This is a genomic window from Hymenobacter caeli (assembly GCF_013294115.1).
Classification (GTDB): Bacteria; Bacteroidota; Bacteroidia; order Cytophagales; family Hymenobacteraceae; genus Hymenobacter; species Hymenobacter caeli.
Genome location: NZ_JABSNP010000005.1, coordinates 184,367 through 205,586, shown reverse-complemented (window position 1 = coordinate 205,586; position 21,220 = coordinate 184,367). Strand labels below are relative to the sequence as shown.

The window sequence follows — 21,220 nt, the reverse complement described above, 5'->3', positions numbered from 1 at the left end:
TTGCGCTGGCCCCGGGGGGCCGCCGGCCGGAGCCCCCGCCCGGCTGCGCGGCGCTGGACGCCCGAAACAAGCCGGTTACCGGCCCGCTGCTATCCGCCGGCTCATTTGGCCGCGCAGATGGGTGGGCCGCCGCCCGTTTGGAGCTGGCCTGCGAAGTCCCGCATCACGCCGTCGATGGAAAGGTGCTCTTCGGCGTAGCGGCGGGCGTTGCGGGCGGTGGCGGCGTGGTCGTGGCCGAAGGCCTCGGCCAGGCCCGCGTTGAGAGCGGCCTGGTTCTCGGCTTCCACCAAAATGCCCATCCGGTGCTGCTGCACCAGCGCGTGCATGCCCGAGCCGGGGTTGGACGTGATGAGCGCCACGCCCCCCACGGCCAGCACGGTGGTGAGCTTGGAGGGCATCACCAGGTCGCCGGCGTTGGCCTTCTGGATGACCAGGTGTACGTCGGCCAGGTTGAGGAAATCGTTGAATTTCTCGAACGGCTGCAAGGGCAGGAATACCACGTTGGGCACGTCCAGGGCGCGGGCCAGGGCCACGAGCTTCTCCTTGTAGGGCCCCGAGCCGCAGATGACAAACTTCACGGCGGGCCGGTCGCGAAACGCGGCCGCGGCGTGCAAAATGGCCTCCAGGCCCTGTTTTTCGCCGATGGCCCCCGAGTACAGGGCGATCCAGTCGGTGGGCCGGAAGCCAAACTCCTCCTTCAGCCGGGCCCGGTCGGCCACGGGGTAAAACTTCGTCACGTCGGTCCAGTTCGGAAATAGCGCCACGGGGCGCGTCGTTTTTTCCTGAATTTTGGCCACCATGCCCTCGCCCACGCTGGTCACCACGTCGCTGCGGTCGAAAATGTACCGCTCCAGGCCAAACAGCAGCCCGATGGCTTTTTTCGACTTGATCATGCCCAGGTCGCGGGCGGCCTCAATTTGCAGGTCCTGGATGTGGTAGGCCAGGCGGCCCCCGCGCAGCTTTTTGTAGAGCACGCCCAGCAGCCCGAACTGGAACGACGGGGCCACCGCCACCACGTAGTCGAAGCGGGGCCCCGGCAGCAGCGCCAGTACTTTGAAAAATGCCGAGAGCGAAAACGAAAAGTCGAGCAGCATGCGCTTAAGGCCCGTGGGCTGGGCCGGCACGTACATGGGGCAGCGGTGCACCGTCACCGTCGCGCCGGGCGCGAGCTGCTCGGTTTCCTTCTGGTACCAGAAGCGGCGCTTGCGGTAGGGCTCCTGCACCGCCCAGTGCGGGTAGTAGGGGTAGGTGGTGATGACGGTGCAGTCGTAGCCGTTGCGGGCCAGCCAGGCCATCATCTCGCCGCTGTACTTGCCGATGCCGGTGGGCTCCGGGGCATAGTTGTAGCCAATCAGCAGGACGCGTTTTTTTGTCATGAAACGTTTCGCTCAAATGAGAAGGTGTTTGCTAAGCGACCCGCATTTTGCGGGCCCGCACGAAGGCGGCCGGGTTGCCAGTGTAGATGCCCCAGGCGTCGAGCGACTTGGTAGCCACCGAACCCACCGTGAGGATGGCGTGCGAGCCGCATGCCACGCCCGGACACACAACGGCTTGGGCACCTACCCACACGCCGTCAGCGAGGCGGATGGGCCCCAGGCGGTAGGGAAAATTCGGTACTGTGTAATCGTGGTTGCCGGTGAGCAGCAGGGCCCCCTGCGAAATGTTGACGTGGCTGCCAATGGCCACGTCGGCCAAGTTGTCGATCCAGGCCGACTCGCCGATCCAGCAGTGGTCGCCGATGGTTAGCCGCCAGGGATTTTTGATGCGCACCCTAGGCTTGATGACCAATCCTATGCCTACCCGCGCCCCGAACAGGCGCAACAGCCGAGTTTTAAAGCCGTAAGGCCACGGAAAAGCGCTGTTGAACACGTAATAATTCACGAAGTACCAAATTAGCACTTTCATTCGGGGGCCGGCGCGGTAGTCGCCTGGGTCAAATTGCGAAAGGTTGGTGAGCATCAAAGTGAAAGGTCGATAGCAAGAAGTAGTGCAGCAGTGGAATAAATAATGGGGTCAGGCGGGGCGTGCGCCGAGGACTTGGTAAGCCACGCGCCGGTGAAGTTTGCGGAACACCAATTCCCACAGTACCACGCCCAATAATACACCCATGCTGTTGAAAATGACGTCGTCGACGTCGGGCACGCCCAAGTGCCACACGTATTGAATGGTTTCGATGAGCACGCTCACCGCCATCCCAATGGCAAACAGCCATCGTCGGCTGCGCAAGCCCGTGGTGCTTGCCACCAGTGTGGGCAGCGGCATAAGTAAGGCCACATTGCCGAAGATGTTGCTCCAGTAGTTCCACCACCCAATGCCCTCAATATAATCGTGGTCGCGGATGGTATGAATGAGCGGCACCAAGTTCACCAGCCCCGGGTTCCAAACCAGTGCCTGGCGGCGGCGGGCCAGGAAAACGACGTACACCACCACTGCCGCGTACAGCAGCAAGGCCAGCCACAGGGCGGCTTTCACAAGGGGCTGGGTTCTGCGGGGGGTGACGCGCAGCGAGTCGCGCCAGGTGCGGGCCGCGGCGGGGGGCGGGGGCTGATCCAATCAGGTAGCGATAAGGGCGGCCAACAGGCGGTCGGTGGCGGGGCCGGTGGCAAAGTAGTGCTCGAACGCCGCGCGGGCGCGTTGGCCCATGGCGTGCTGCTCGGCGGGCGTCAGGGCGCTCCAGCGCGTCAGCAAGCCGTGGGTGCCGGCGGGGGTGGCGTCGGCCACCAGGCCCGCGCCCGCGGCCTCAATTTCGCGCCAGATGTTTATCTGGTTGGAGATAAGCACGGGCTTGCCGCACGCCAGCGCCTCCACCACAGCGATGCCAAAGTTTTCTTGGTGGCTGGGCAGTACAAACGCGGCGGCCCCGTAGAACGCGCCCCACTTGCTGGCACCGGCTACCATGCCCGGAAACGCCACAGTACCTGCGGGGGCCCCCGCAGCCAACGCCCGCACCCGCTGGCCGTAAGGCGTGTCGAGGCCCGGGCCGGCCACCACCAAGTGCGGCGCGGGTGCCCCTGCTGCGCCACCGGCGTAGGCCTGCACGAGCATATCGGCGCCTTTTTTTTCGTGTAGGCGGCTGAGGAACAGTAAATACGGTTGCGCTTGGGCATTTGGCATTCTCTCGGCAAAGGCGGCGCGCATGGCGGGCACAAAAACCGGGGGTTCTTCTACGCCCAAGCCCACCACCAACTCGCGCTTGGGGCGGTAAGGACGGAACGGCTCGCGGGCCAGCCGCCGCTCCTCCTCGCACGTAAAGAGTACCCCCGCGGCATCGTTCACCACGGCGCCTTCCATTAGCTTCCAGTAAACCCAGTTACGAACGGCCTTGAGCCGCCGCCCTGGCGCCCGCTGGAAGTAGGGGTCGAGCATGCCGTGGGGCATCACGAACAGGGGCGGGGCCCCCGCTCCCTGGCGCTGCCGGGCCCGCCGGGCGGCGTAGCTGGGGTACAGCCACAGGCCGTGCACGATAACGGCATCGAAGCGTGCCAAGTGGGCGTCGAGCCACGGGCCGAGGCGGGCGCTGTACGCCCAGCCCCGCCGGCCGGGCCCCAGCGCGTGCAGCGGGAAGGCTTCGGCGGCCACGTAGGGCGCGGTGGGGTCGTCGAGGCTGGCCACCTCGCTGGCCACGCCCCGAGCGGTTAGGCCCGCTATCATGGTGCGCACGGCCTGACACACGCCGCCCCCCCGCGGGTCCATGTCGGCGGTGATGTGTAAGATGTTCATGCGACGGTAGAACGATGGCCGGCTAAGAAGTGAGTGAACCGCTTTCCGGGCGCTAAATGCAGCGCCCCGGCCCGTTTCCGAAGCAAGTTATTCAGGAAAAAACGCTTGCCGTACGCCGGACCGCGGCGCGGCGCCGGGTCTTTGCGGGGCCGGGGGCTGCCGGGGACCGCGAGCAGGGCTGGTGCGTCACTTGCGCACCACCTTCACGGATTGCCCCCGGCCGGCCTGCTGCACGTGCAGCACATACAGCCCTTTGGGCCATTGCGCCGATTCGGCCAGCACGAAAGTAGTACTGCCCTGGCCCAATGCTACTTGCTGCTGGCTGAGGGTGCGCCCCACGGCGTCGGTTACCAATAAGCTGGCAGCCCCTCCCGCCGTCGTGCTGATGCGCAGGCTCAGCGGCTCGCCCGATGCCAGCGGGTTGGGCCAGGCCGCCACCTCGAAGTCAACCGGCTGGGTGGCCTGCACGGGCCGCACCTGGGAGAGCGTTTCGGTGCCGTCGGTATCGACCTGGCGCAGCCGGTAATACACCACGTTGGCTTTGTAGCGGGCCAGGGCCAGGTCGGTGAACTGGTAGTGCTGGGCCTGGCTGGTGGTGCCGTAGCCGGCCACCTTGCCCAGGCTGTCGAAGGTGGTGCCATCGGTGCTGCTTTCCACCTCGAAGTAGGCATTGGCTTGCTCCGACGCCGTGGCCCACGTCAGCAGCGCGTCGGGCCCCCGGCGCTCGGCCCCGAAAGCGGCGAGCGTAACGGGCAGCGGCGCGGCCGCCGCCAGCACCTCGATGGCCGCCACGGTGGGCTGGTCCACCCCGCCGCTGCTGGCCAATGCGCTAAAATTCACGTTCAAAGTGCCGTCGGCTACGGCCACGTCCAGGGTTTCGGTGGTGGCCGCAGCGGCCCCCACCTTCTTGTAGATGTCGTAGCCGGCCAGCATTTTATGGTCCTCCAGCGCCACGTCGAAGACGCGCTTGCCGGCGGCGGCCCACGTATTTTCGGCAAAATGGAGGATGACGGTATACTTGCCGTTGGGTACGGGTAGGCTGTAGTTCAGCACGCCGTTGGTGCCCTGCCGCTGGCTCTGGTATAACTCGCCGCTGCCAGTGTTGGCAATGGGGGTGGCCACGAGGGCGGCGATGCCCGGAGCCGGCCAAAAGCTGGTATCCGCCGCGAACACCCCTAAAGCGGTGATGAGCCTACTCCCGCCGGCGTTGATGCGGTAAACTGCTTTGGCCACGGCTTGGTCGATAATGGCAAACGGGGCCGTGAGGGCGGTGCCCGCCGGGCCGCTGCCGTTGCCGGCGGCAAACGGCGTGGCCTTGAGCGCGTAGGAGCCCGTCGCGGGCGTCCAGGCGTTGTACCTGCCGTTGGCCGTACCGAATAGGGCGTAGGGGGCAGTGTTGGCAATCAGGGCTTTGGTTTGCTTGCCGCTCAGCTCCAGGGCTACGCTCCCCACTGCCGCGGGGCTAGTGTTTGCGCGGATGTTGAGGTTGCGGGTGGGCAAAATGGCCAAATTAAGGGTTTCGCCCGCGTGGAGGGTTTTGATCTCCTGGCCCTTATCGGCGTTCACGAGGGTGAAGCCGGCCAACTGTCCGACCGGGGCCACGGATACAGCCAGGGGGTCACCGTCCAGAAAAATGGCCTGGAGCGTACCCGCGCTGCCACCTTGGCTGTCAACCGTTAGCGTAACCGGTCCTTTAAAGCGGAACTGAAAGATGTGGCTGCGCCCGTAGCTTTCGCTAACGGCGTAGCGCACCGCCGCGCCAGGCTGGCCCTGGGGAGCCAGCGTCACCACAAAACGGCGGGCGTCGGCGAATCGGGACGGGCAGCACGCCGTCAGGTAGTGCCATTTGTCGTCGGCGACGCCGATGTTGATTTGGCCGGTAGGGTTGCTGTATAAGCCAAAGTTGTTGCCGGCCAGGGCGTCTACGTTGAATTGAAAGCTCAGGAAATCGTCGTTTCGCCAGCCGGAGCCCTTGGTCACGGTGAACGGCGGGCGCACGTTGGCGTTGTCAATGTTTGGCCCGCCCCAGTTGTAGAGCACGTAGCCTTGGCTGCCCACCTGGGATAGTGCCGAGGTACCGTCTTCGTAATGCAAAACGGGCTGGAGCTGCACGGCCGGCTGGTTGCTGCCAGGGGCCGTGGAATTGACGGTGAACACGTTGGAATTAGTAGATTGATTGCCGGCTAGTTGTACAAGCGATGAAAGTGCGTATGGCACTGCCGTTGCTTCGGCTGAGGCCGGTCCCGTGCCGCTGACCAGCTGGGGCACCACCGATAAGTAATAGCGGGTGTCGTTGGCCAGCTTGGGCACTGTATAAGTGGTGGCTGTGTCGTGGGTGGCGGTAGTTATATAGGGCCCGCCCGGGGCCGAGGCATAGCGAATGGTGTAGCCCGTTGCGCCCGCGGCGGCCTGCCACGTAAGTTGGATTTGCTGGTTACCGGGCGTGGCCATCACCCGTTGTGGAAACGCTGCCGCCGGAGCTACCAAGGTAATGGTAGCGCCCAAGGCCCCAGTACCGGTGGCTTCTTGCACCGTGCCTGCCCCCACCAGGTGCCAACGCTGGGGCCCGTGGCCGCCCTCGTCGTTCACCCACAGGTACATTTCGCCGTTGACCGTGGTCAGGCACGGCGACAGGCCGTTGCCGGCCGAGCCCGCCACGGCCCCCTCGGCGGCCAAGTGGCCCAGGTTACTTTCCCCAAACTGTCCTATAAACAGGCCGTCGTCGTAAAAATGCATGTGCTGGCAAGCCTCGGCGTAGTTCCAGCCCTCGCCGTGGTAACCGTACAGTACGTGGCGGCCCGAGGCCATTACTGCGTTGCCCGGGTATTGCACGCTGTTCCCAATATCGAAGCTGCCTTTGCCGTCTAGGGCCCCGGTGGGGCTGGCTTTCCACAGCCACTTCGTACTCCCAACCCGTATGCCGCCTAAGTGCCAGCCAGAACTCTTCGAGTTATCGAAAGAGACCATGACGCCGGAAGACGTAACAGGGGCTCTGGTGGCATCAATTCCGCCGATGGGGTGCGGAACCGGGTCCTGGGGGCCCGCTTGCACGCTGGCCAAGGTTTTGGGAAGTGCCCACTGCGGGTTGCCGCTCCCATCAAAGCCGGTTAGAGCCCGCACGTGCCATGCCACCGCGGTATTGGTTCCTACGGAATGGGGGGCCAAGTACACCGTGCCGTCGGGCATCAGGGTAGGCTCTTCCTCAACAGTAGCCAGCCTAATACCAGTGGGCCGCAGATAGTTGCCGCCAAGTTCGGCCGTCTCTGTGTAGAAGTCGCTGAAATTGCGGAGCAGGGCATAAGTTCGCCCGTTGGCCAGGGTGGCTACCTGGTGCAGCCCTTGAGTAAATCCGATGTAACGGGCGTCCAGGCCCGCTCGCCAGTTGCGGACCAGGGTCCACGAATCGCCGATGGGCTTAGTATAATCGACCTTGAACTCCAGGAAATCGCTGAAAACACGGGTCGGATCGTTTGCGTCGACCGAGGTGGTGTAGGAAAAGGGTTGGTACATGACCTGCTCCAAATAGGCCCGGGTGGCTGAGAAGTGCAGGCAACGGTTGTTGCCGATGTCGCTCACCCAAAAGGAATGATCAGGCAAAACGGTAATGAATGCGGTTTCGCTCGTGACGGAGTTCTCGAACCAAAGCTTATCGTTGCGCACCGCGCTGCCGTTGGCCACGTAGCCCCCCGCCTGGCCATACGTCCACAGGGGTACCCCAATGCGCGAGTAGGCTTTCACCTGCTGGCTGGGGCCACCGTCGGCCACCAGCACCAAGTCTTCGTTGGCGGGGTCAGTGCCCACGGCCAAGGGGTGGGCGAGGCCGGGAAGTACGGCGGCCACCAGGGGCAGGGTGCTCAGGTTGGTATAGCGCACCACGCCGTTGGCCACCACGGCCCACAGGTCGCCGGCGGGCGTCATGCTCAGCGAGCCGGGGCTGGCGGCCGGCAGGTTCGCTAGCAGTTGCCCGGTGGTTTTGTCAAAGAGGCGGATGACGTTTTGCCCTCGGTGAGCCACGGCCAGGATGCGGCCGGTGCGCTGCACGGCCAGGCCGGTGGCCCCGTTCTGGAGGAGGCCCGGGGAAGGGGGGCTGGTCTGGTCGAGGTCGATGACGCTCGGGTAGTACTGGCCGGGCCAGCTGCCATTAAGCCGCACCTCCTGGCCCGCCGTGAAGGTGAGTTCGGTGTCGTCTTTGAGGCGCCGGGCGTAGACAAACGAGGTTTTGTTGCCCGCGCCCACCCCGCCTTCGTTGTCGGCCAGGTACAGGTTGGTGCCGTCGCTGGCTATCAGGCTCACCGACGTGAAGGCATCGACACGGCCAAGGTTCGTTTTGCTGCGGGGGTTGGTATGCCTGAAGCGGTGCAGGTAGGGTTGCCCTTCGTTATAGCCCTGTGTATAGAAAATAGCCGTGTCGTTGGCCACCATGCCACGAATGGGTAAAAATCCCTGGAAAACACTGGTGCCCGACTGCGCCGCTGAAGTGTTGCCGATAGCCCCATCCCAAACATAGTTGATGTTGTGCGACAGCACCCGCACTTCGTAAGGCCCCGCCGGCAGGGCCTGGCCCTGGTCGTCTTTGCCATCCCAGGTGGCAGTGTGTGGCCCTTCTGAGTAAGAAACTCCGCGCCAAAGCGTACGCACCAGCGTTCCATCGGACGTGTACGCTCCCGCGCTAGTCGTCGCCTCCTGTTTGAGAATGAATTGTATTTTAGTTTGACCAAATATTGGTAATACTGTAAATAATGCCATTACTAGGAATAAGCTGCTGGACAAATAATATAATTTTGACATACAGTATGTTCTGTTTAGGTAATTCAAATTATTTCCCCCTCGTATTTGCAAATATATTACTTGACAGTGACTTATCCCCCTTTGTTCGTATACATTCAGAATTAAAAAATATGATTTATTCAATAAAATGATAATATTAACTTTTGTAAATTTGTAATTTTATCGTATTCATCCACTAAATTTTTTTGTTTTATCAAAAATTAAATACAAATGACAAAATGTGATAAATATAATTATTTTATTCAATCACATAAAAAAATAAAATTATTGAGCGGTTATTATTCAATAATTGAGGGTTATAATTCCAGCGGGCATAAAATTTATTGAGGGGGTGTATGGAATGGCAGTTAATCCAAAAGAAAACAAGCCCACAGGTGATGGGCGGAGTTCCTAGGCCCCCACTCGCCTTATGCCTTATGCCTTATGGTTGAAAGACATCAGCCCCTAACTGACCCGCAGTGGCAAATTGTTGCCCTGGGCTTCGTGCCCGCGGCCACGCGCTGGGCCGTGGAGTGCATCGTTGAGGTGGTCTAGCTACGCCGGACAGAACTGGGACGTGGTTTGGAGTTGCGTTTCGAAGTAATTGGGCGAGCGGTAGCCAATGGCTGAATGGCAGCATTCGGCGTTGTAATAGGCGATGTGATGGCTTATTTCAAGCTTGGCCTCTTCCAGTTCTGAAAAGCTGCCGCCGTCGAGCAGTTCGGCCTTGAGGCGGCTCCAAAACGATTCGGCGTGGGCGTTGTCGTAGCAGTTGCCGCGCCGGCTCATACTTTGTTGTGCCCCGTGCCGCGCGATTAGTTCTTTAGAGCGGGTGGCCATGTACTGGCTGCCCTGGTCGGAATGCACGACGAGCCCGGCCGCTGGCCGGCGCACGGCCAAGGCGTAGCGCAACGCTTCGCCGACCAAGTGTCTCGCACACGTCCCAGCCCACGGCCTTGCGCGAACAGCGGTCGAGCCAGCCAGCCAGGTAGAGCCCGTCGCCCTGGCACGGCAGGTAGGTGCTGTTGCCCACCCACACACACCCGGTTCGGGGCGGTGGAAGCCGGCTGGCCGAGCAAGCGGTTGGGGGCGGCGCGCACGGCCGGGTCGGAGTCGGCGGTGCGCGGCACGAACGAACGGGGCTGCTGGGCACGCAGGCAGTGGGCGTGGGGCACGCGGCGGAGGCGTCAGCGGCCCACCGCGTGGCCCTGGGGGTACTTCGATGCGCCACTGGCGCGTGCCGTGCTGGCCGTGATGGGCAAACGCTTCACGCACGGTTACTTGCTAGGCCGGCACGCCCAGCGGCACCTGCTGGCGGCGGCGCGAGGAGCAGTAGGCCGCCGGGGCCACACACACAGCACCTGGCAGAGCTGGCACACGGGCGGCCCGCTGGGCGATATGCTGGTAGGTGCTCACCGGGTCGGCTGGCCGGAGGCGGCTTAGATGTATAGTCCCAGGGAGTGATGGTGTATTTTCCGGGCTGGAATTTCGCACTACTCTATGGGACAAGTACTCCACGGCAGCGCCCGCACAACTCAGGCGATACGGCGCGCTATCCAACACAGCCAGGAAAGCCTACAAAGCTTAGCCACGCGCTACAGCATCAACCCGAAAACGGTGGCCAAGTGGCGCAAGCGCCCCGGCGTGCGGGATGCGCGCATGGGCCCAGAGCCAGTTTCAACGATGCTCACGGCCGAGCAGGAAGCCATCGCCGTGGCCTTTCGCCGGCACACCCTGCTGGCGCTAGACGATTGCCTCTACGCGCTGCAAGCCACGATTCCGCACCTGTCACGCTCGGCGCTGCACCGCTGTTTTCAACGCCACGGCATCAGCCGCCTGCCCCTGAACGAAGACGGGCAGAGCCCGCCGAAAAAGAAATTCAAGGACTACCCCATCGGCTACTTGCACGTCGACTTCGCCGAAGTGCGCACCGAAGAAGGCCGCCAGTACCTTTTTGTCGCCATTGACCGCACCAGCAAAGTGGCTTTTGCCGAGTTGCACCCGCGGGCCACGCGCATGGTCGCGGCGGACTTTCTGCGGCGGGTGCTGGAAAAGCTGCCTTACAAAGCCCACACCGTGCTGACGGACAACGGGGTGCAATTCACGCTGCAACCCCACCAGTGGTTTCCGGGCGGGCACAGCTTTGCCCGCATCTGCCGGGCCTTTGGCGTGGAACACCGGCGGACCAAACCGGCGCACCCGTGGACCAACGGCCAGGTCGAGCGCATGAACCGCACCATCAAAGAGGCTACCGTCCAGCGCTACCACTACCAGACCACCGACGAGCTCAACGAGCACCTGCAAGCCTTTTTGCTGGCCTACAACCCTGCCAAGCGCTTGAAGACCCTGCGCGGGCTGACCCCACACGAATTCGTATGCGCCCAGTGGCAAAGCAACCCCGCCATTTTTACCCGAGACCCGACCCACCTCATGCTGGGACTATACAGCTAAGTATCGGGGAAGCAATGGCGCGGTTCCGAGGCAGGAGCCCGAGCAGGACGGGCTGCGGCCGGTAAAACATTGGTAAAGCAGCGCATTACCAGGGCCTGCTCCGCCGTGGGCAGCGTAGCTGGGAGGAGTTGAATACTCTATATTTACTCTGTTGCGTGCGGGACAGATCTTTTTTGCCCCTACCCACCCCCGCGACTTGTATTCAGTGGGCGAAACAAGTTTTTCCTCGTACTTCGCGCCGGTGCTGCGACGTGCGGCTAAGGCAAGGTTTGGTGCCCCATATCAGTGCACGTAAAACAGTGTCAGCAGGCGCTACAACGCAGCCCGTTCATCTACATAGAAAGGAATATGGCGGACCTAGCACCCGTTAAAATACGAAATAGCTTCGACGTCTTCGACACGTGCCTTACGCGTTTGTGGGCTAACCCTAGCGATTCTTTCCTGCTACTAGGGCAGCAATTGCAAGCGCTTGCGCTCATTGGACCGCAAATAGCTGACTTCACCACGCGCCGGCAAGCAGCGGAAGTTGTCGCTTGGCAACAAGGACAGTACAAAAAGCAGCCGTCCATGCAGAAGATCTATGCGCACTTAGCTCTGGATCTGGGGTGGACGGATGAGCAGAGTGGCCGGGCGCTGGAAACCGAGCAAGAACTTGAGGTGGAGACGTTAAAGTCAGTACCCCAAATGTTGGCTCTTGTGACGCGTATCCACGACGCCGGAGAATCGGTTGTGTTCATATCGGATATGTACTTACCGAACGAAGTAATCCTGCGGATGCTGCGCCAGAATGGGTTTTGGCGACCGGGGGACCAGTTGTTCGTATCAGCGGAGGCGGGCTGCGGAAAACACAACGGCCGTTTGTTTCGGCACGTGCGGCGAGCCTTGGCTCGGCCGCCATTTGCCATCAAGCACACCGGGGACAACTACCGGTCAGACTATGTCATGGCTTGGCTAAGCGGCTTTCGCGGACGGCATTTCCGCCCGGGACTGCTCCACGAGCGGGAAAGAGCAACGTTGCAGCCGCTTGGAAACGTACCGCTGGGCAGCCGCCTAGCGGCCCTCTCCCGTCTGACGAGAGTTAGCTTCACCGGCCCTGATAGCCAGCGCGGCCTTTGGGATGCAGTTGTCACTGGGTTTGCGCCACTCATGTTCTCCTTCGCGTTCCACTGCCTGCTTCAGGCCAGGGAGCAAGGGCTCGCGGACCTGTTTTTTTGCTCTCGCGACGGCAGTTTGCCCATGCAGGTGGCACGTATCATTAACCAAGCCTACGGATTCGGCCTCAACATCCACTACTTCCGGTGCTCCAGGTCGGCCTGGTGCAAAACCAATTTGACAGGTCCCAATCCCCAAGGCCTCGCCGCTGCCCTAGAAAATAGCAAGAACCTTACCGTCAGAGCAATCAGGGAACGATTGGACCTGGCCGAGGCAGACCAAGCCGTGCTACAGGCCTTTGTGGGCGGAAATATGGGCACAGACACTCCGCTTTCGAAGAGGCAGAAGGAGGCGTTGCTGCAAGGATTTGCCGCAGGGTTGCTACACGAGCAATTAGCTGCGGTGGAAGAAAAAACCCGTTGGACCTGTCGGCAGTATTTTGCACAATGTGGAATGAATTCCGGCCGAGGCTTTCTGTTAGTTGACGGCTTCTCGCGGGGCACGATAGAATTTCTGTACGATGGCATCGTGGCGCCCGCAGTTAATCGGGCAGTCTGGGTATACCTGAAATTTCTCAACCCCGAAAGGCAGAACCCAACAAATTCATACTTACCGCCCGACCAAGGAAAATTTCCTTTCTCTAAAATTGCGTTGGCCGAAGCCCTCTTGGCTACAAACGAGCCCTCTTTGATAGCATACCGCTGCGCAGGGACTGACGTTTCGTTGGAATTTGGGCCAGCCGAGGTTTCGCTGGAAAAAAGACAACGGTGCGACTTGGTTCACCAAGCCTGCACCACGTTCGCGCAACTCACTGCCGAGCATTTACTACTGGGGGAAACCGATAAGACCATACTGGACCTATACGCTACCACGGCCTTTAATTCTTTGGCCAGCAATCCTACCCGCGCCGAGGCAAACGAACTGCGAAAACTGCCTTTTGAGTACTGGAGCGGCAAAACCGAGCTGGCCCGGCGACCCGGCCTGCGCGACTTGGCCAAGAGCGCCCGATATCGTTTTCAGCCCAATGCCGGTCAACTCATCCTGGACGGCCCCTGGATGGCGGGTAGCCTCGCGCTGGCCGATCCAGTGAGTCGGAGCCTGCTCCGACTGCTTATGCGCGGATAGGGCGTGTGAGGAGTTAGTTTAGCAGCTGTTTGCGTTAGTTTGTAAGCTGTTGGAACGGGGGTAGAGACGCATTTTTGCGTCTCCGGTTAGGCCGAAACCGTTCAATCCGAAAACGAAGATGCGCCGCTACACCGTGTGGGGGCCCTCCAAATTTAACTCAAACAGCTTCTAAGGCTTTTTAAATGTCCAACTCCTACTCGGCTCGCTTTAGGCGGGCCAGCAGGGTACGCACTCCCGGATCGTGGGTCACATTTTCGCGGGCCACTTCGGCCACGAGTTGGGCCTGCCGCCAGCGGTAGAGCAGCTTGGGGCTGACGCCCAACTGCCGCGCCGCAGCTTGGGCGCTGCGGCTCTCGCTAGCTAAGCGCAGGGACTCTGCCTTGAAGGTCTTGTCGTATTTACGCTATTTGCCGGGCGACGTCCCGCTGGATTTGGTTACCATAACAGAAGAAATGTGCGTCCTTCTTCTGTCCGTCATTCCCAGGCCACTGCAATAAAGTGCGGTCTGCATTCACGAATTTAAATATAACCTAATTAACTGAGCACACCCCTTAGTACACGAAACCGTCAGAGCGGCTGAAATACTTGGCGGTGCGCGAAATTTCGCGCACCGGCTTGGCGGGTACGCCCCCGTAGAGCATCCACTCAGCGGTGTAAGGCTTATTGAGCAAGGACTTGGCCCCGAGCACCGAATATGCTGGCAGCACTGCCCCGCCGAGTACCACCACGTTCGTCCCAACAAACGTATAGTCTCCGATATGGATGGGCGCGCTGTCCTGACGGCCTTCCATCACGTCGATGGAATGAGTAAGAAACTGTGACTGGTAACCCGCCACCGTCGAAAAATTACCAATCGTCAGTTGGTTCGTGCAGTCCAAGTGATGGTTTTTGGTGACTGCTGCCGCTTCGCCTAGCACCAGTACGGCCCGCCGCTCGGGCTGGTGCCCGAAATGCCGGGCTGAGCCGGTGCCATCGGTCGGAAAACCGGTTATCCAGTTACCGCGACCGATGGTGGCCCTGGCCCCCATGCGAATGGCGTCCAAGTGGATGGCCACAGTGAAGTGGTCAATACGGGCCCCGGCGGCCATGCTGAGTTTGTTGGGGAACACCCAGGCCCAGCCGATGCGGGCCGTGGGGTGCAACTCGAAGCCGAACCACTTCCCCAGCGCCTGGCGGCGTAGCGGCCAGGGCAGTAGGCAAGAAATAATCTTGAGCAACAACTTCATAAGGCTATGCTGGCACCAAGCCGTAAAGATTGAGATAGGCTCGGACCATGTAGGTAGTCTCGAAGCGGCGGCAATTGGCGAACCCCTGCTGTACCAGTGCGTCGCGGGCCCCGGGCTGCTGCAAAGCCAATAGGGCCGCCGCAAAGGCCGACGCGTCAGTGGGGTCGGCGTGCAAGGCCGCGCCGCCGCTTACTTCGGGCATGGGCTCTATGTTACTGGCAATTACTGGGGCCCCACAGGCCTGCGCCTCAATGATAGGCCAGCCAAAACCCTCGCTAAGCGAAGGAAACACGAAAGCCTCGCAGGCACTGTAAAGAGCCACGAGCGTGGTATGGTCAGGCTTCACTACCGACGCTACCCGCCCACGCAGGCCCAGGGCTCCGGCATGGGCAAGCAACGCCTCGTCTAAGGGTTCTCCGGCAAAGCATATGGTACCCACCCAGCGGTTGCCCAGTGCGTGCACCATATCGAGCAGTAAGCTCCGGTTTTTGCGGGGCAGGCCCGAGCCCACATGAAGTAAAAAAGGCGCGGGAAATGAAAGGCCTGCCCGGTGCAGCACCGCTTCGCGGGCGACGGGCGACAGGGGCTCAAAATCGGCGTTGAACGCGTTGTGGATGACCCGCCACCCGGCAAGTGGGCCGGCACCCGTCAGTTCTACCAACTGCCGTAGGGTGAACTGAGAAACGGATGCCAAGCGCCTGGCTTGGCTCAAATGGCGAAAAATCCATTTTTGAAGCGTTTGTCCCAGGCGCGAGGCGACCACATGGGCGTCGGCGTAGCCCAGGCCCCCGCGGATGGCTAGCACGTCGTGGCAAGTAATGCTAGCACGCTGTGGATCCAGATGGGCCAAGTAGGGCGCATTGGAATGGTCGCAGACGTGAAATCGCACGTTGGACTCTTGCAGCGCCGGCCGGCGCTGCCGCCAACGCAGAACGAGGGGAAAAATCATCCACTTGTCGAGGTAGCCCAGCCACTTCCGGTAGCCCGCATTCGTTGCGCCCACCCTCGCCCCAAACACCGGGACCGGCCGCCAAATTTCGGTGGCGGCCCCGGCGTTGCGAAGGCCAGCGTCCAGCATTTGCGCGAATCGCTCCATACTTTCCTGGCCGTCTGGAGGATAGTTGCCGATCAGAATAATTCGCATACAACTAAGCTGATTGCAAACGAGGAGCTGCGATGGGCTCAGGCCGGGGCTGGCGCAAGGCGGCCAGCATTAATCCGCTCACCATTATGCTAAAGCCCAGTGCCGTGGGCTGCGCCCACTGCCCCTGCGTCAGCGCAAATATGCCAAAGCTGACCAACATCCAGGGCAGGAACTGGCCCCGGGCCAGCTGGCGGTAGCTGGCCCAAGCAATCTTCAGTCCAAGTCCCAGGCGAATGAAGATGGCTGTGAGTCCCAGCACCATGCCCATCTCGCCGATGAGACGGCCCCATTCATCCTCGGCAATTAAGAATTCGCTGCGGCCGGAAAGCAGGTTGCTACCCACGTTGGTGCCCATGCCGATACCATAGCCAAAAAATGGCTCCCGGGTAGAACCCGTCCCGGTAAGGGCCCTTACCATGCCGCCAAGGTAACGGTCACCGAAAGTGCCTTTCACCACCCCGCCTTCATAGTCGCTGGCCAATTCGATGCGGGTGGTAAACGCCTCGAGCGGTGTTTTCAATAAGCTGGTCTGGCTAAAGGGAACCAGTAGAAAGGCCCCTGCTACTAGGGCCGGTACAATGCGGGCCAGGTATTTGGGCTGGCGGGATGCCGCTAGTAATGCGAATAGCAGCGAAATAATGGTCTGGAACAGCAAGGACCGCGCAATGGAAAATGGAATGGCCGCCAGCAGTCCAACGGTAGCCGCCGCCAGCACCAGTCGGTTTGCGCGGCCGCCTTGCAGCCAGAAATAGAACACGAAGCACGCCAGCAGGCTGTAAAACTCGGTGTTGCCGGTGGCGAACGAAAACGTGCCAGGCGGCCGAAAAAAACCTAGTGCACCGCTGAAACCGGCCCCCTCCATATCGCCGCCCACGCCGCGGTTCACCCAGGCCGACTGCGGGCTGTAAAACTGTAGGCCGATGAGCACGGTCATGGGAATGGCAATCCAGAGCATGGCCCGGCCGATGCGTTCCACGTCAGAGCGGTCGAACACGCGCCCAATGACGAAGATGAGTGGAAAGTGCAGTAGCAGAATGCGAGCCCCGTACACGGCCACTGGGATGCTGCCGTGGCCGAACAGCAAGGCGGTGAAAAAGGCGATAATCCCCACTGCAGTCATGCTCCCCAGGTAACCGTTGGCAGGTAGCAAACCCTGTCGCCAAGCGGCCAATACGAGCCACAGGGCCAGCGGGTCGCGAATGATGAGCAGTGGTGTGGACAGGCCGGGCAGCACCCATTTACGCAGTGCGCCTTCGAACAGCAGTAATAAAAAGTACGCCCAAATGCCTTGCTTTAGTCGCTGTATGGGGTCGGCTGCGGCGCGGCGCGGCGCAATGGGCGCGGCCGGCGCGGCGGTAAAACGGGTGAGGGAAGGGAGCATAGCGATATGTATTTGGGCCTACTGAGCCAGGGCCACGGCCAATTCGTGGCCGTAGACTGCCCACGGCCGGCGGCGGGCGGACTCCTGAGCGGCCCGGCCGGCCCGGGCTACGGCTTCGGGCCGGTGCAGCAGTTCGGCCAACGCGGCCTGAAGGGCTTCGGTCGAGCCGGCCTCCACGAGCCAGCCGTTGTGACCGTGCTCGATGAGGTCGGGGCCCGCCGTGCGGTCGGTGGTTATTACAGGCGTGCCCTGCGACATAGCTTCGGTAATGACGAGTCCAAAGCCTTCGAACAGCGACGGGAAGGCAAGCACGTCATGCGCCCGCATCAAGTGCAAGATGTCGGCGTGGGGCAAGCTGGGAATCCAGCGGTGCCGGGCCAGTGCCGCGTCGAGGGCCGGGCAAGCATCGCTTGACTTATGGCCCACTACCGTCAGCTCGATGTGCGGAGCCAGTGCCGCGACGGCCGCAAACAGATTGGCGACGCCCTTGCGTTGCGAGAGGCCGCCTACGAAGAGCAGTTTTAGTACCCGGCCCGGGTGTGCCGTGTAAATACGCGTTTCGCCTACGGGCGGAAAACCGTAGGGAATGATTTCGACCGGTGCCAGCGGGCCGGGGTAATCGCGCAGGGTGTCGGCGGTGAAGCGACTAGCTACGAAAATACGGTCGGCCAAGCGTAGCTCTTCGTCTTTTCGGCCCAACTTGGCGGCCGAATCGCCGAAGCCCACAAGCGTGGGGGCCCACGCGGGCCATCGTTCGCGCTCGGGCGCCAACAAGCGCTGCGCGGCCCGCCAATACCCAATGGGCAAGTCATAGTAGCATTTCAGGCCCAAGTTTTTGGCCGCTCGGAAAGCACCGGCAGCCCCGTCTTCGTAGGCGTACACGCCCGTGGCCCCCGCCTTGGCGGCCTGGCCCAGTCCGGTAGCCACCCGTCGGTCGAGGCTTTGGTACACGGCATCAACCGAGAATGCTCCGGTTTCGGGGCGCACTAACGCTTCCCAACCCGTACGCCCGGCCAGCAAACGGCCGGCCTCGCGCCATGGCCAAGTGTGCGTAAAGGGTGCCAGCGCCGGCTCGAAGCTCCGGCGGCGCAGTTCGGCCAGCGGGCCCACCGCGCCCAGGCGATCGAGCCAGCTACCCGGGAAGGCAGCAATGGCAGTATGGAACGCGGCCAACTGACCGCTTTGGGCAAGCCCGTTAGCAGCAGCGCGCACGTTGGCGTTGCCCGTGGGATGCGAAAAAACGAATTTACCGGTCATATCTCATCGGTTCTTGTCCGAATAATCACATCGCTACACAACTATTTCGCGGGTAGCAGCGGCTGTGCTTATCCCTTCCGCCAATTTCGAGGCCCACTGCGCCTGCTGTATTTTGATAATGCTGTAAGTAATCGGTATGGTGGACTAGCTGGAAACCACAAAAATAGTTAGGTCGGTAATCTCCTTGAGCGTGAAAACGTCAAGCATCGCTACCCAAAATAATGAGAAAGATGTCGGCCGGAATAAAAAGTAACGTGTCGATGCTCAGTCACGAAAAGTGTACAGGGCACAAAAGACGATTGGTAGGAGGCTCGGGGTGCCGGTACCCATGTTTCAGCCAAGCATGGTGCTGGCCAGCGCATTTAGGTCGTAGTCCTTAGTAATAAGCAGCCGGATGACGAGAATGCAGCCAGCAAAGCTGAAGGCTTGTAACGTTAGTTGGACCGACTCTGTAATTCTAGCTAGCGTCAGCCATATCAATACCGGGGCCAGTACAGGGTGGGTGATAATATGCTGAAAAATGCTCCTTGCTGGATAAGTTTTACAGCTTTCCGGAATGAACATAGGGACAAAGTAAGGGCTGGGGGCGCAAACCCAACGCCCAATAAGAAGGGCCCCAAAGTCCTACGTATTTATGCCTTAACTTTTGACATGTTGCTTTGATTGCTAACAATATCGGCCGATTTGTCGTCGTACCCATACCCGTAGCCGTATGTGTTTTTGCCATTTACATCGTTCAGCACAATCATGCAGTGGCTTAGTGTACTGCTGCGATATAGGTTCTCGACGATGGCCACTTGCTTTTTGTAAGTGTAGTTGCGGCGAATCAAGTAAATAGACGAATCTACCAACGGACTTAGACTCAAAGCGTCGGCAACCAGGCCCACGGGAGCCGTATCAATAATAATGTAGTCGAAGCTCTGCCGCAACTCAGAAAGTAAGTGGGCCACTTTAGGCGACATCATTAGCTCGGCCGGATTGGGCGGGGTGGGCCCCGAACTGATTACCATCAAGCCGGGCACCTTATTCGAGGCCTTGATAAGGTCATGAATTAGCATGTCGTTCGAAACTAAGTAATCGGTCAAGCCCGGTCCAGCAGTTAAATCCAGTTCCTGCGACAGCGCTGGTTTGCGAAGGTCTAGTTCTAGCAATAGCACCCGCTTGCCCGCTAACACCAAACTAGCCCCCAGGTTGATACTGAAAAAAGTTTTTCCTTCGCCGCTCATGCCCGACGTTATCAGCAGCACCTTGTTTTCCCGGCCTCCCGCCGCAAACGTTAGGTTGGCCCGGATGAAGCGAAACGTTTCCGCCGCAGGGCTACGATTATTTTTGGTCACGATGACGGTGCCATCCGTGTTGTGAGCCAGCTCGCCGAGGATAGGGGTGTGCGTAAGCTGTTCCACGTCTTGGCGGGTTTGCACCTTATCGTCGATCATATCCCTCAGGAAAATGCCAGCAAAGGGTACGCCCAAGCCCAACAGCACGGCTACTAAATACAACAGTCGTTTGTTGGGACTCACCGGATAAGGGTCGGCGGCCGCCGCGTCGATAACGCGCGACTTGGAGGTAGTGGCCGCCAGCACCAGCGAGGCTTCTTCCCGCTTTTGCAGTAAGTATTCGTAAAGGGTTTGTTTAATGGCTTGCTGGCGGCCAATTTCGAGCAACTCGCGCTGAATAACTGGCACATTTCGGATACGGGAAGAAAACTGGCGCGAATTGGCCCTTAGGTTGTTGCTCGTCAGAACCAGACCGCCCTTGATGTTACGCAGGTTTTCCAGAATGTTAGAACGCAGATTGGTTATTTGCTCGTTCATGGTCTGCACAAGCTGATTACCCGGTTCAGCGGTGCGGAGCATGCGTTCACGCTCTAGTTGCAAGTCGTTGAACTTGCTGATCAAGCCCGTTAACGTTTGGTCTTGGATGCCTAGCGTGCTCGGCACTAGTTGGGCTTGACCAGGCCCCACGCCCTGCCGCAAGTAATCCTCAATCGATTCAAGAACGGTTATCTGTGCAGCCCAATCGTTTAATTTGCGGCTATTTTCGCCGGCTTGCGCCACGTAGCTTGATGCCTGGGTGCCCACATCGGCTACTTCATTCTGGCGCTTGTACTGCTCCACATTTTTTTCCACGCCAGTTAATTCGGCGGTGAGGCTGTTCAAGCGGTTGTCCAGAAAAGCAATGGTACTGGTAGCGGCCATGTTTTTGTCTTCCAGCGCTTCCTTGTTGTAATCTAAAAGTAGTGCGTTAACCACGGCGCGGCCGCGCTCCGGCAACGCATCCACTAGACTCACTCGCAAAAGGTTGCTTTCTTTTTTCAACGGCGCTACCGTAATGTTGCTACTAAACTCGTCAACTAAATCGTGTGGTGAACGAAATCGGATAATGATTGGCTTATTGTTTGCGCCCTGTTGCTTGGAAAAATCGGGTGTTGAAACAATCGTAAACGTGCCGTAAGGCCGAGTAATTTGTTGTCCAAATTCGTAAGATTGGCTCTTGCCCGTGTGCTCGTTCAGTGAAAACGAATTACTCGATGTGGGTTGAACAATAATAGTTTTATTGTAAGCAGTTGAATCTAATTTATTAATGATTAATTTGATAGACATGTCCTTTTCATACACTTCCACATCCTTGAACCGGCCCTGTACATAGTAGCTGGTATTTAACGATAATTCATTTACTACCCGTAATAATAGATTTTTCGATTGTAGCACTTCAACTTCGTCTTCGCTGCTTTTGCTTGGCGACGTTGCCTCAGCGGTGAATTTACCTGTTCCCGATAAATCAGGGGTTGACTTATCATCCTTGATTAGCAACGTGCTTGTGACCAGATATTTAGGTATTGCCAGGTAACGTAAGTATGCGTATGTACAGCCCAACGTTAGCAATATACCAAGTAGAAACCAGTACCAATAACGCACGTAACCAGCGATAATGGCGCTCAAGCTTTTTGTATTGGGTTGCTCAGTGCTCAGCGGAAACATTTCCATAATAATTAGC

The 21,220-nt window shown here is 59.8% G+C and carries 14 protein-coding genes and 1 pseudogene; 2 read left to right on the top strand and 13 right to left on the bottom strand.

What is annotated here, in order from left to right; genetic code table 11:
• Nucleotides 1–101: 101 nt before the first annotated feature.
• From HNP98_RS07485 to HNP98_RS07460, 6 genes are all read right to left on the bottom strand, one after another.
• The gene (locus tag HNP98_RS07485; RefSeq protein ID WP_173809432.1) at nt 102–1,376 is read right to left on the bottom strand and encodes a WcaI family glycosyltransferase; all 1,275 of its coding nucleotides are present in this window, start codon (nt 1,374–1,376) and stop codon (nt 102–104) included.
• A gap of 31 nt (nt 1,377–1,407) precedes the next feature.
• Nucleotides 1,408–1,959, bottom strand: a complete 552-nt coding sequence (locus HNP98_RS07480; protein WP_173809431.1) for a WcaF family extracellular polysaccharide biosynthesis acetyltransferase — start codon at nt 1,957–1,959, stop codon at nt 1,408–1,410.
• Between the two features lie 54 nt (nt 1,960–2,013).
• Nucleotides 2,014–2,553, bottom strand: coding sequence for a VanZ family protein (locus tag HNP98_RS07475; RefSeq protein ID WP_173809430.1), 540 nt, complete (start codon nt 2,551–2,553; stop codon nt 2,014–2,016).
• The gene (locus tag HNP98_RS07470) at nt 2,554–3,720 is read right to left on the bottom strand and encodes a glycosyltransferase (RefSeq protein ID WP_173809429.1); all 1,167 of its coding nucleotides are present in this window, start codon (nt 3,718–3,720) and stop codon (nt 2,554–2,556) included.
• A 186-nt stretch (nt 3,721–3,906) separates the two neighbouring features.
• Nucleotides 3,907–8,466, bottom strand: coding sequence for a malectin domain-containing carbohydrate-binding protein (locus tag HNP98_RS07465; protein ID WP_173809428.1), 4,560 nt, complete (start codon nt 8,464–8,466; stop codon nt 3,907–3,909).
• Nucleotides 8,467–9,042: 576 nt separating this feature from the next.
• Nucleotides 9,043–9,528 carry a transposase gene (locus HNP98_RS07460; RefSeq protein WP_394368140.1) on the bottom strand — a complete coding sequence of 162 codons (486 nt, stop codon included), beginning with the start codon at nt 9,526–9,528 and terminating at the stop codon, nt 9,043–9,045.
• A 459-nt stretch (nt 9,529–9,987) separates the two neighbouring features.
• On the opposite strand from HNP98_RS07460, the gene HNP98_RS07455 reads away from it, so the two are divergent.
• Together HNP98_RS07455 and HNP98_RS07450 are read left to right on the top strand one after the other, a co-directional pair.
• The gene (locus tag HNP98_RS07455) at nt 9,988–10,938 is read left to right on the top strand and encodes an IS481 family transposase (protein ID WP_173809426.1); all 951 of its coding nucleotides are present in this window, start codon (nt 9,988–9,990) and stop codon (nt 10,936–10,938) included.
• Between the two features lie 285 nt (nt 10,939–11,223).
• Nucleotides 11,224–13,215, top strand: coding sequence for a hypothetical protein (locus tag HNP98_RS07450; RefSeq protein ID WP_173809425.1), 1,992 nt, complete (start codon nt 11,224–11,226; stop codon nt 13,213–13,215).
• Between the two features lie 193 nt (nt 13,216–13,408).
• On the opposite strand, the pseudogene HNP98_RS22430 reads toward HNP98_RS07450, so the two are convergent.
• The 7 genes and pseudogenes from HNP98_RS22430 to HNP98_RS07415 all read right to left on the bottom strand — a co-directional run.
• Nucleotides 13,409–13,606: pseudogene (locus tag HNP98_RS22430) on the bottom strand (transposase); the annotation flags it as partial.
• 160 nt (nt 13,607–13,766) lie between these two features.
• Nucleotides 13,767–14,441: an acyltransferase gene (locus HNP98_RS07440; RefSeq protein ID WP_173809424.1), complete on the bottom strand. Its 675-nt coding sequence runs from the start codon at nt 14,439–14,441 to the stop codon at nt 13,767–13,769.
• A gap of 4 nt (nt 14,442–14,445) precedes the next feature.
• A complete protein-coding gene (locus HNP98_RS07435) occupies nt 14,446–15,585 on the bottom strand; it encodes a glycosyltransferase (RefSeq protein WP_173809423.1) in 1,140 nt (379 codons plus the stop codon).
• Nucleotides 15,586–15,589: 4 nt separating this feature from the next.
• Nucleotides 15,590–16,966, bottom strand: a complete 1,377-nt coding sequence (locus HNP98_RS07430) for a hypothetical protein (protein ID WP_217425688.1) — start codon at nt 16,964–16,966, stop codon at nt 15,590–15,592.
• 18 nt (nt 16,967–16,984) lie between these two features.
• Complete coding sequence (locus HNP98_RS07425; protein ID WP_317171060.1) at nt 16,985–17,917, bottom strand: glycosyltransferase family 4 protein; 933 nt, start codon at nt 17,915–17,917, stop codon at nt 16,985–16,987.
• A 639-nt stretch (nt 17,918–18,556) separates the two neighbouring features.
• The gene (locus HNP98_RS07420) at nt 18,557–18,787 is read right to left on the bottom strand and encodes a hypothetical protein (protein ID WP_173809421.1); all 231 of its coding nucleotides are present in this window, start codon (nt 18,785–18,787) and stop codon (nt 18,557–18,559) included.
• Nucleotides 18,788–18,855: 68 nt separating this feature from the next.
• Nucleotides 18,856–21,210 (bottom strand): GumC family protein, encoded by a 2,355-nt coding sequence (locus tag HNP98_RS07415; protein WP_173809420.1) that lies wholly within the window; start codon nt 21,208–21,210, stop codon nt 18,856–18,858.
• Nucleotides 21,211–21,220 lie beyond the last annotated feature (10 nt).

Coding starts and splice junctions, on each gene's coding strand:
- HNP98_RS07485 (WP_173809432.1), bottom strand. CDS start 1,376: ATGACAAAAAAACGCGTCCTGCTGATTGGCTACAACTATGCCCCGGAG.
- HNP98_RS07480 (WP_173809431.1), bottom strand. CDS start 1,959: ATGCTCACCAACCTTTCGCAATTTGACCCAGGCGACTACCGCGCCGGC.
- HNP98_RS07470 (WP_173809429.1), bottom strand. CDS start 3,720: ATGAACATCTTACACATCACCGCCGACATGGACCCGCGGGGGGGCGGC.
- HNP98_RS07465 (WP_173809428.1), bottom strand. CDS start 8,466: ATGGCATTATTTACAGTATTACCAATATTTGGTCAAACTAAAATACAA.
- HNP98_RS07455 (WP_173809426.1), top strand. CDS start 9,988: ATGGGACAAGTACTCCACGGCAGCGCCCGCACAACTCAGGCGATACGG.
- HNP98_RS07440 (WP_173809424.1), bottom strand. CDS start 14,441: ATGAAGTTGTTGCTCAAGATTATTTCTTGCCTACTGCCCTGGCCGCTA.
- HNP98_RS07435 (WP_173809423.1), bottom strand. CDS start 15,585: ATGCGAATTATTCTGATCGGCAACTATCCTCCAGACGGCCAGGAAAGT.
- HNP98_RS07430 (WP_217425688.1), bottom strand. CDS start 16,966: ATGCTCCCTTCCCTCACCCGTTTTACCGCCGCGCCGGCCGCGCCCATT.
- HNP98_RS07420 (WP_173809421.1), bottom strand. CDS start 18,787: ATGTTCATTCCGGAAAGCTGTAAAACTTATCCAGCAAGGAGCATTTTT.
- HNP98_RS07415 (WP_173809420.1), bottom strand. CDS start 21,210: ATGGAAATGTTTCCGCTGAGCACTGAGCAACCCAATACAAAAAGCTTG.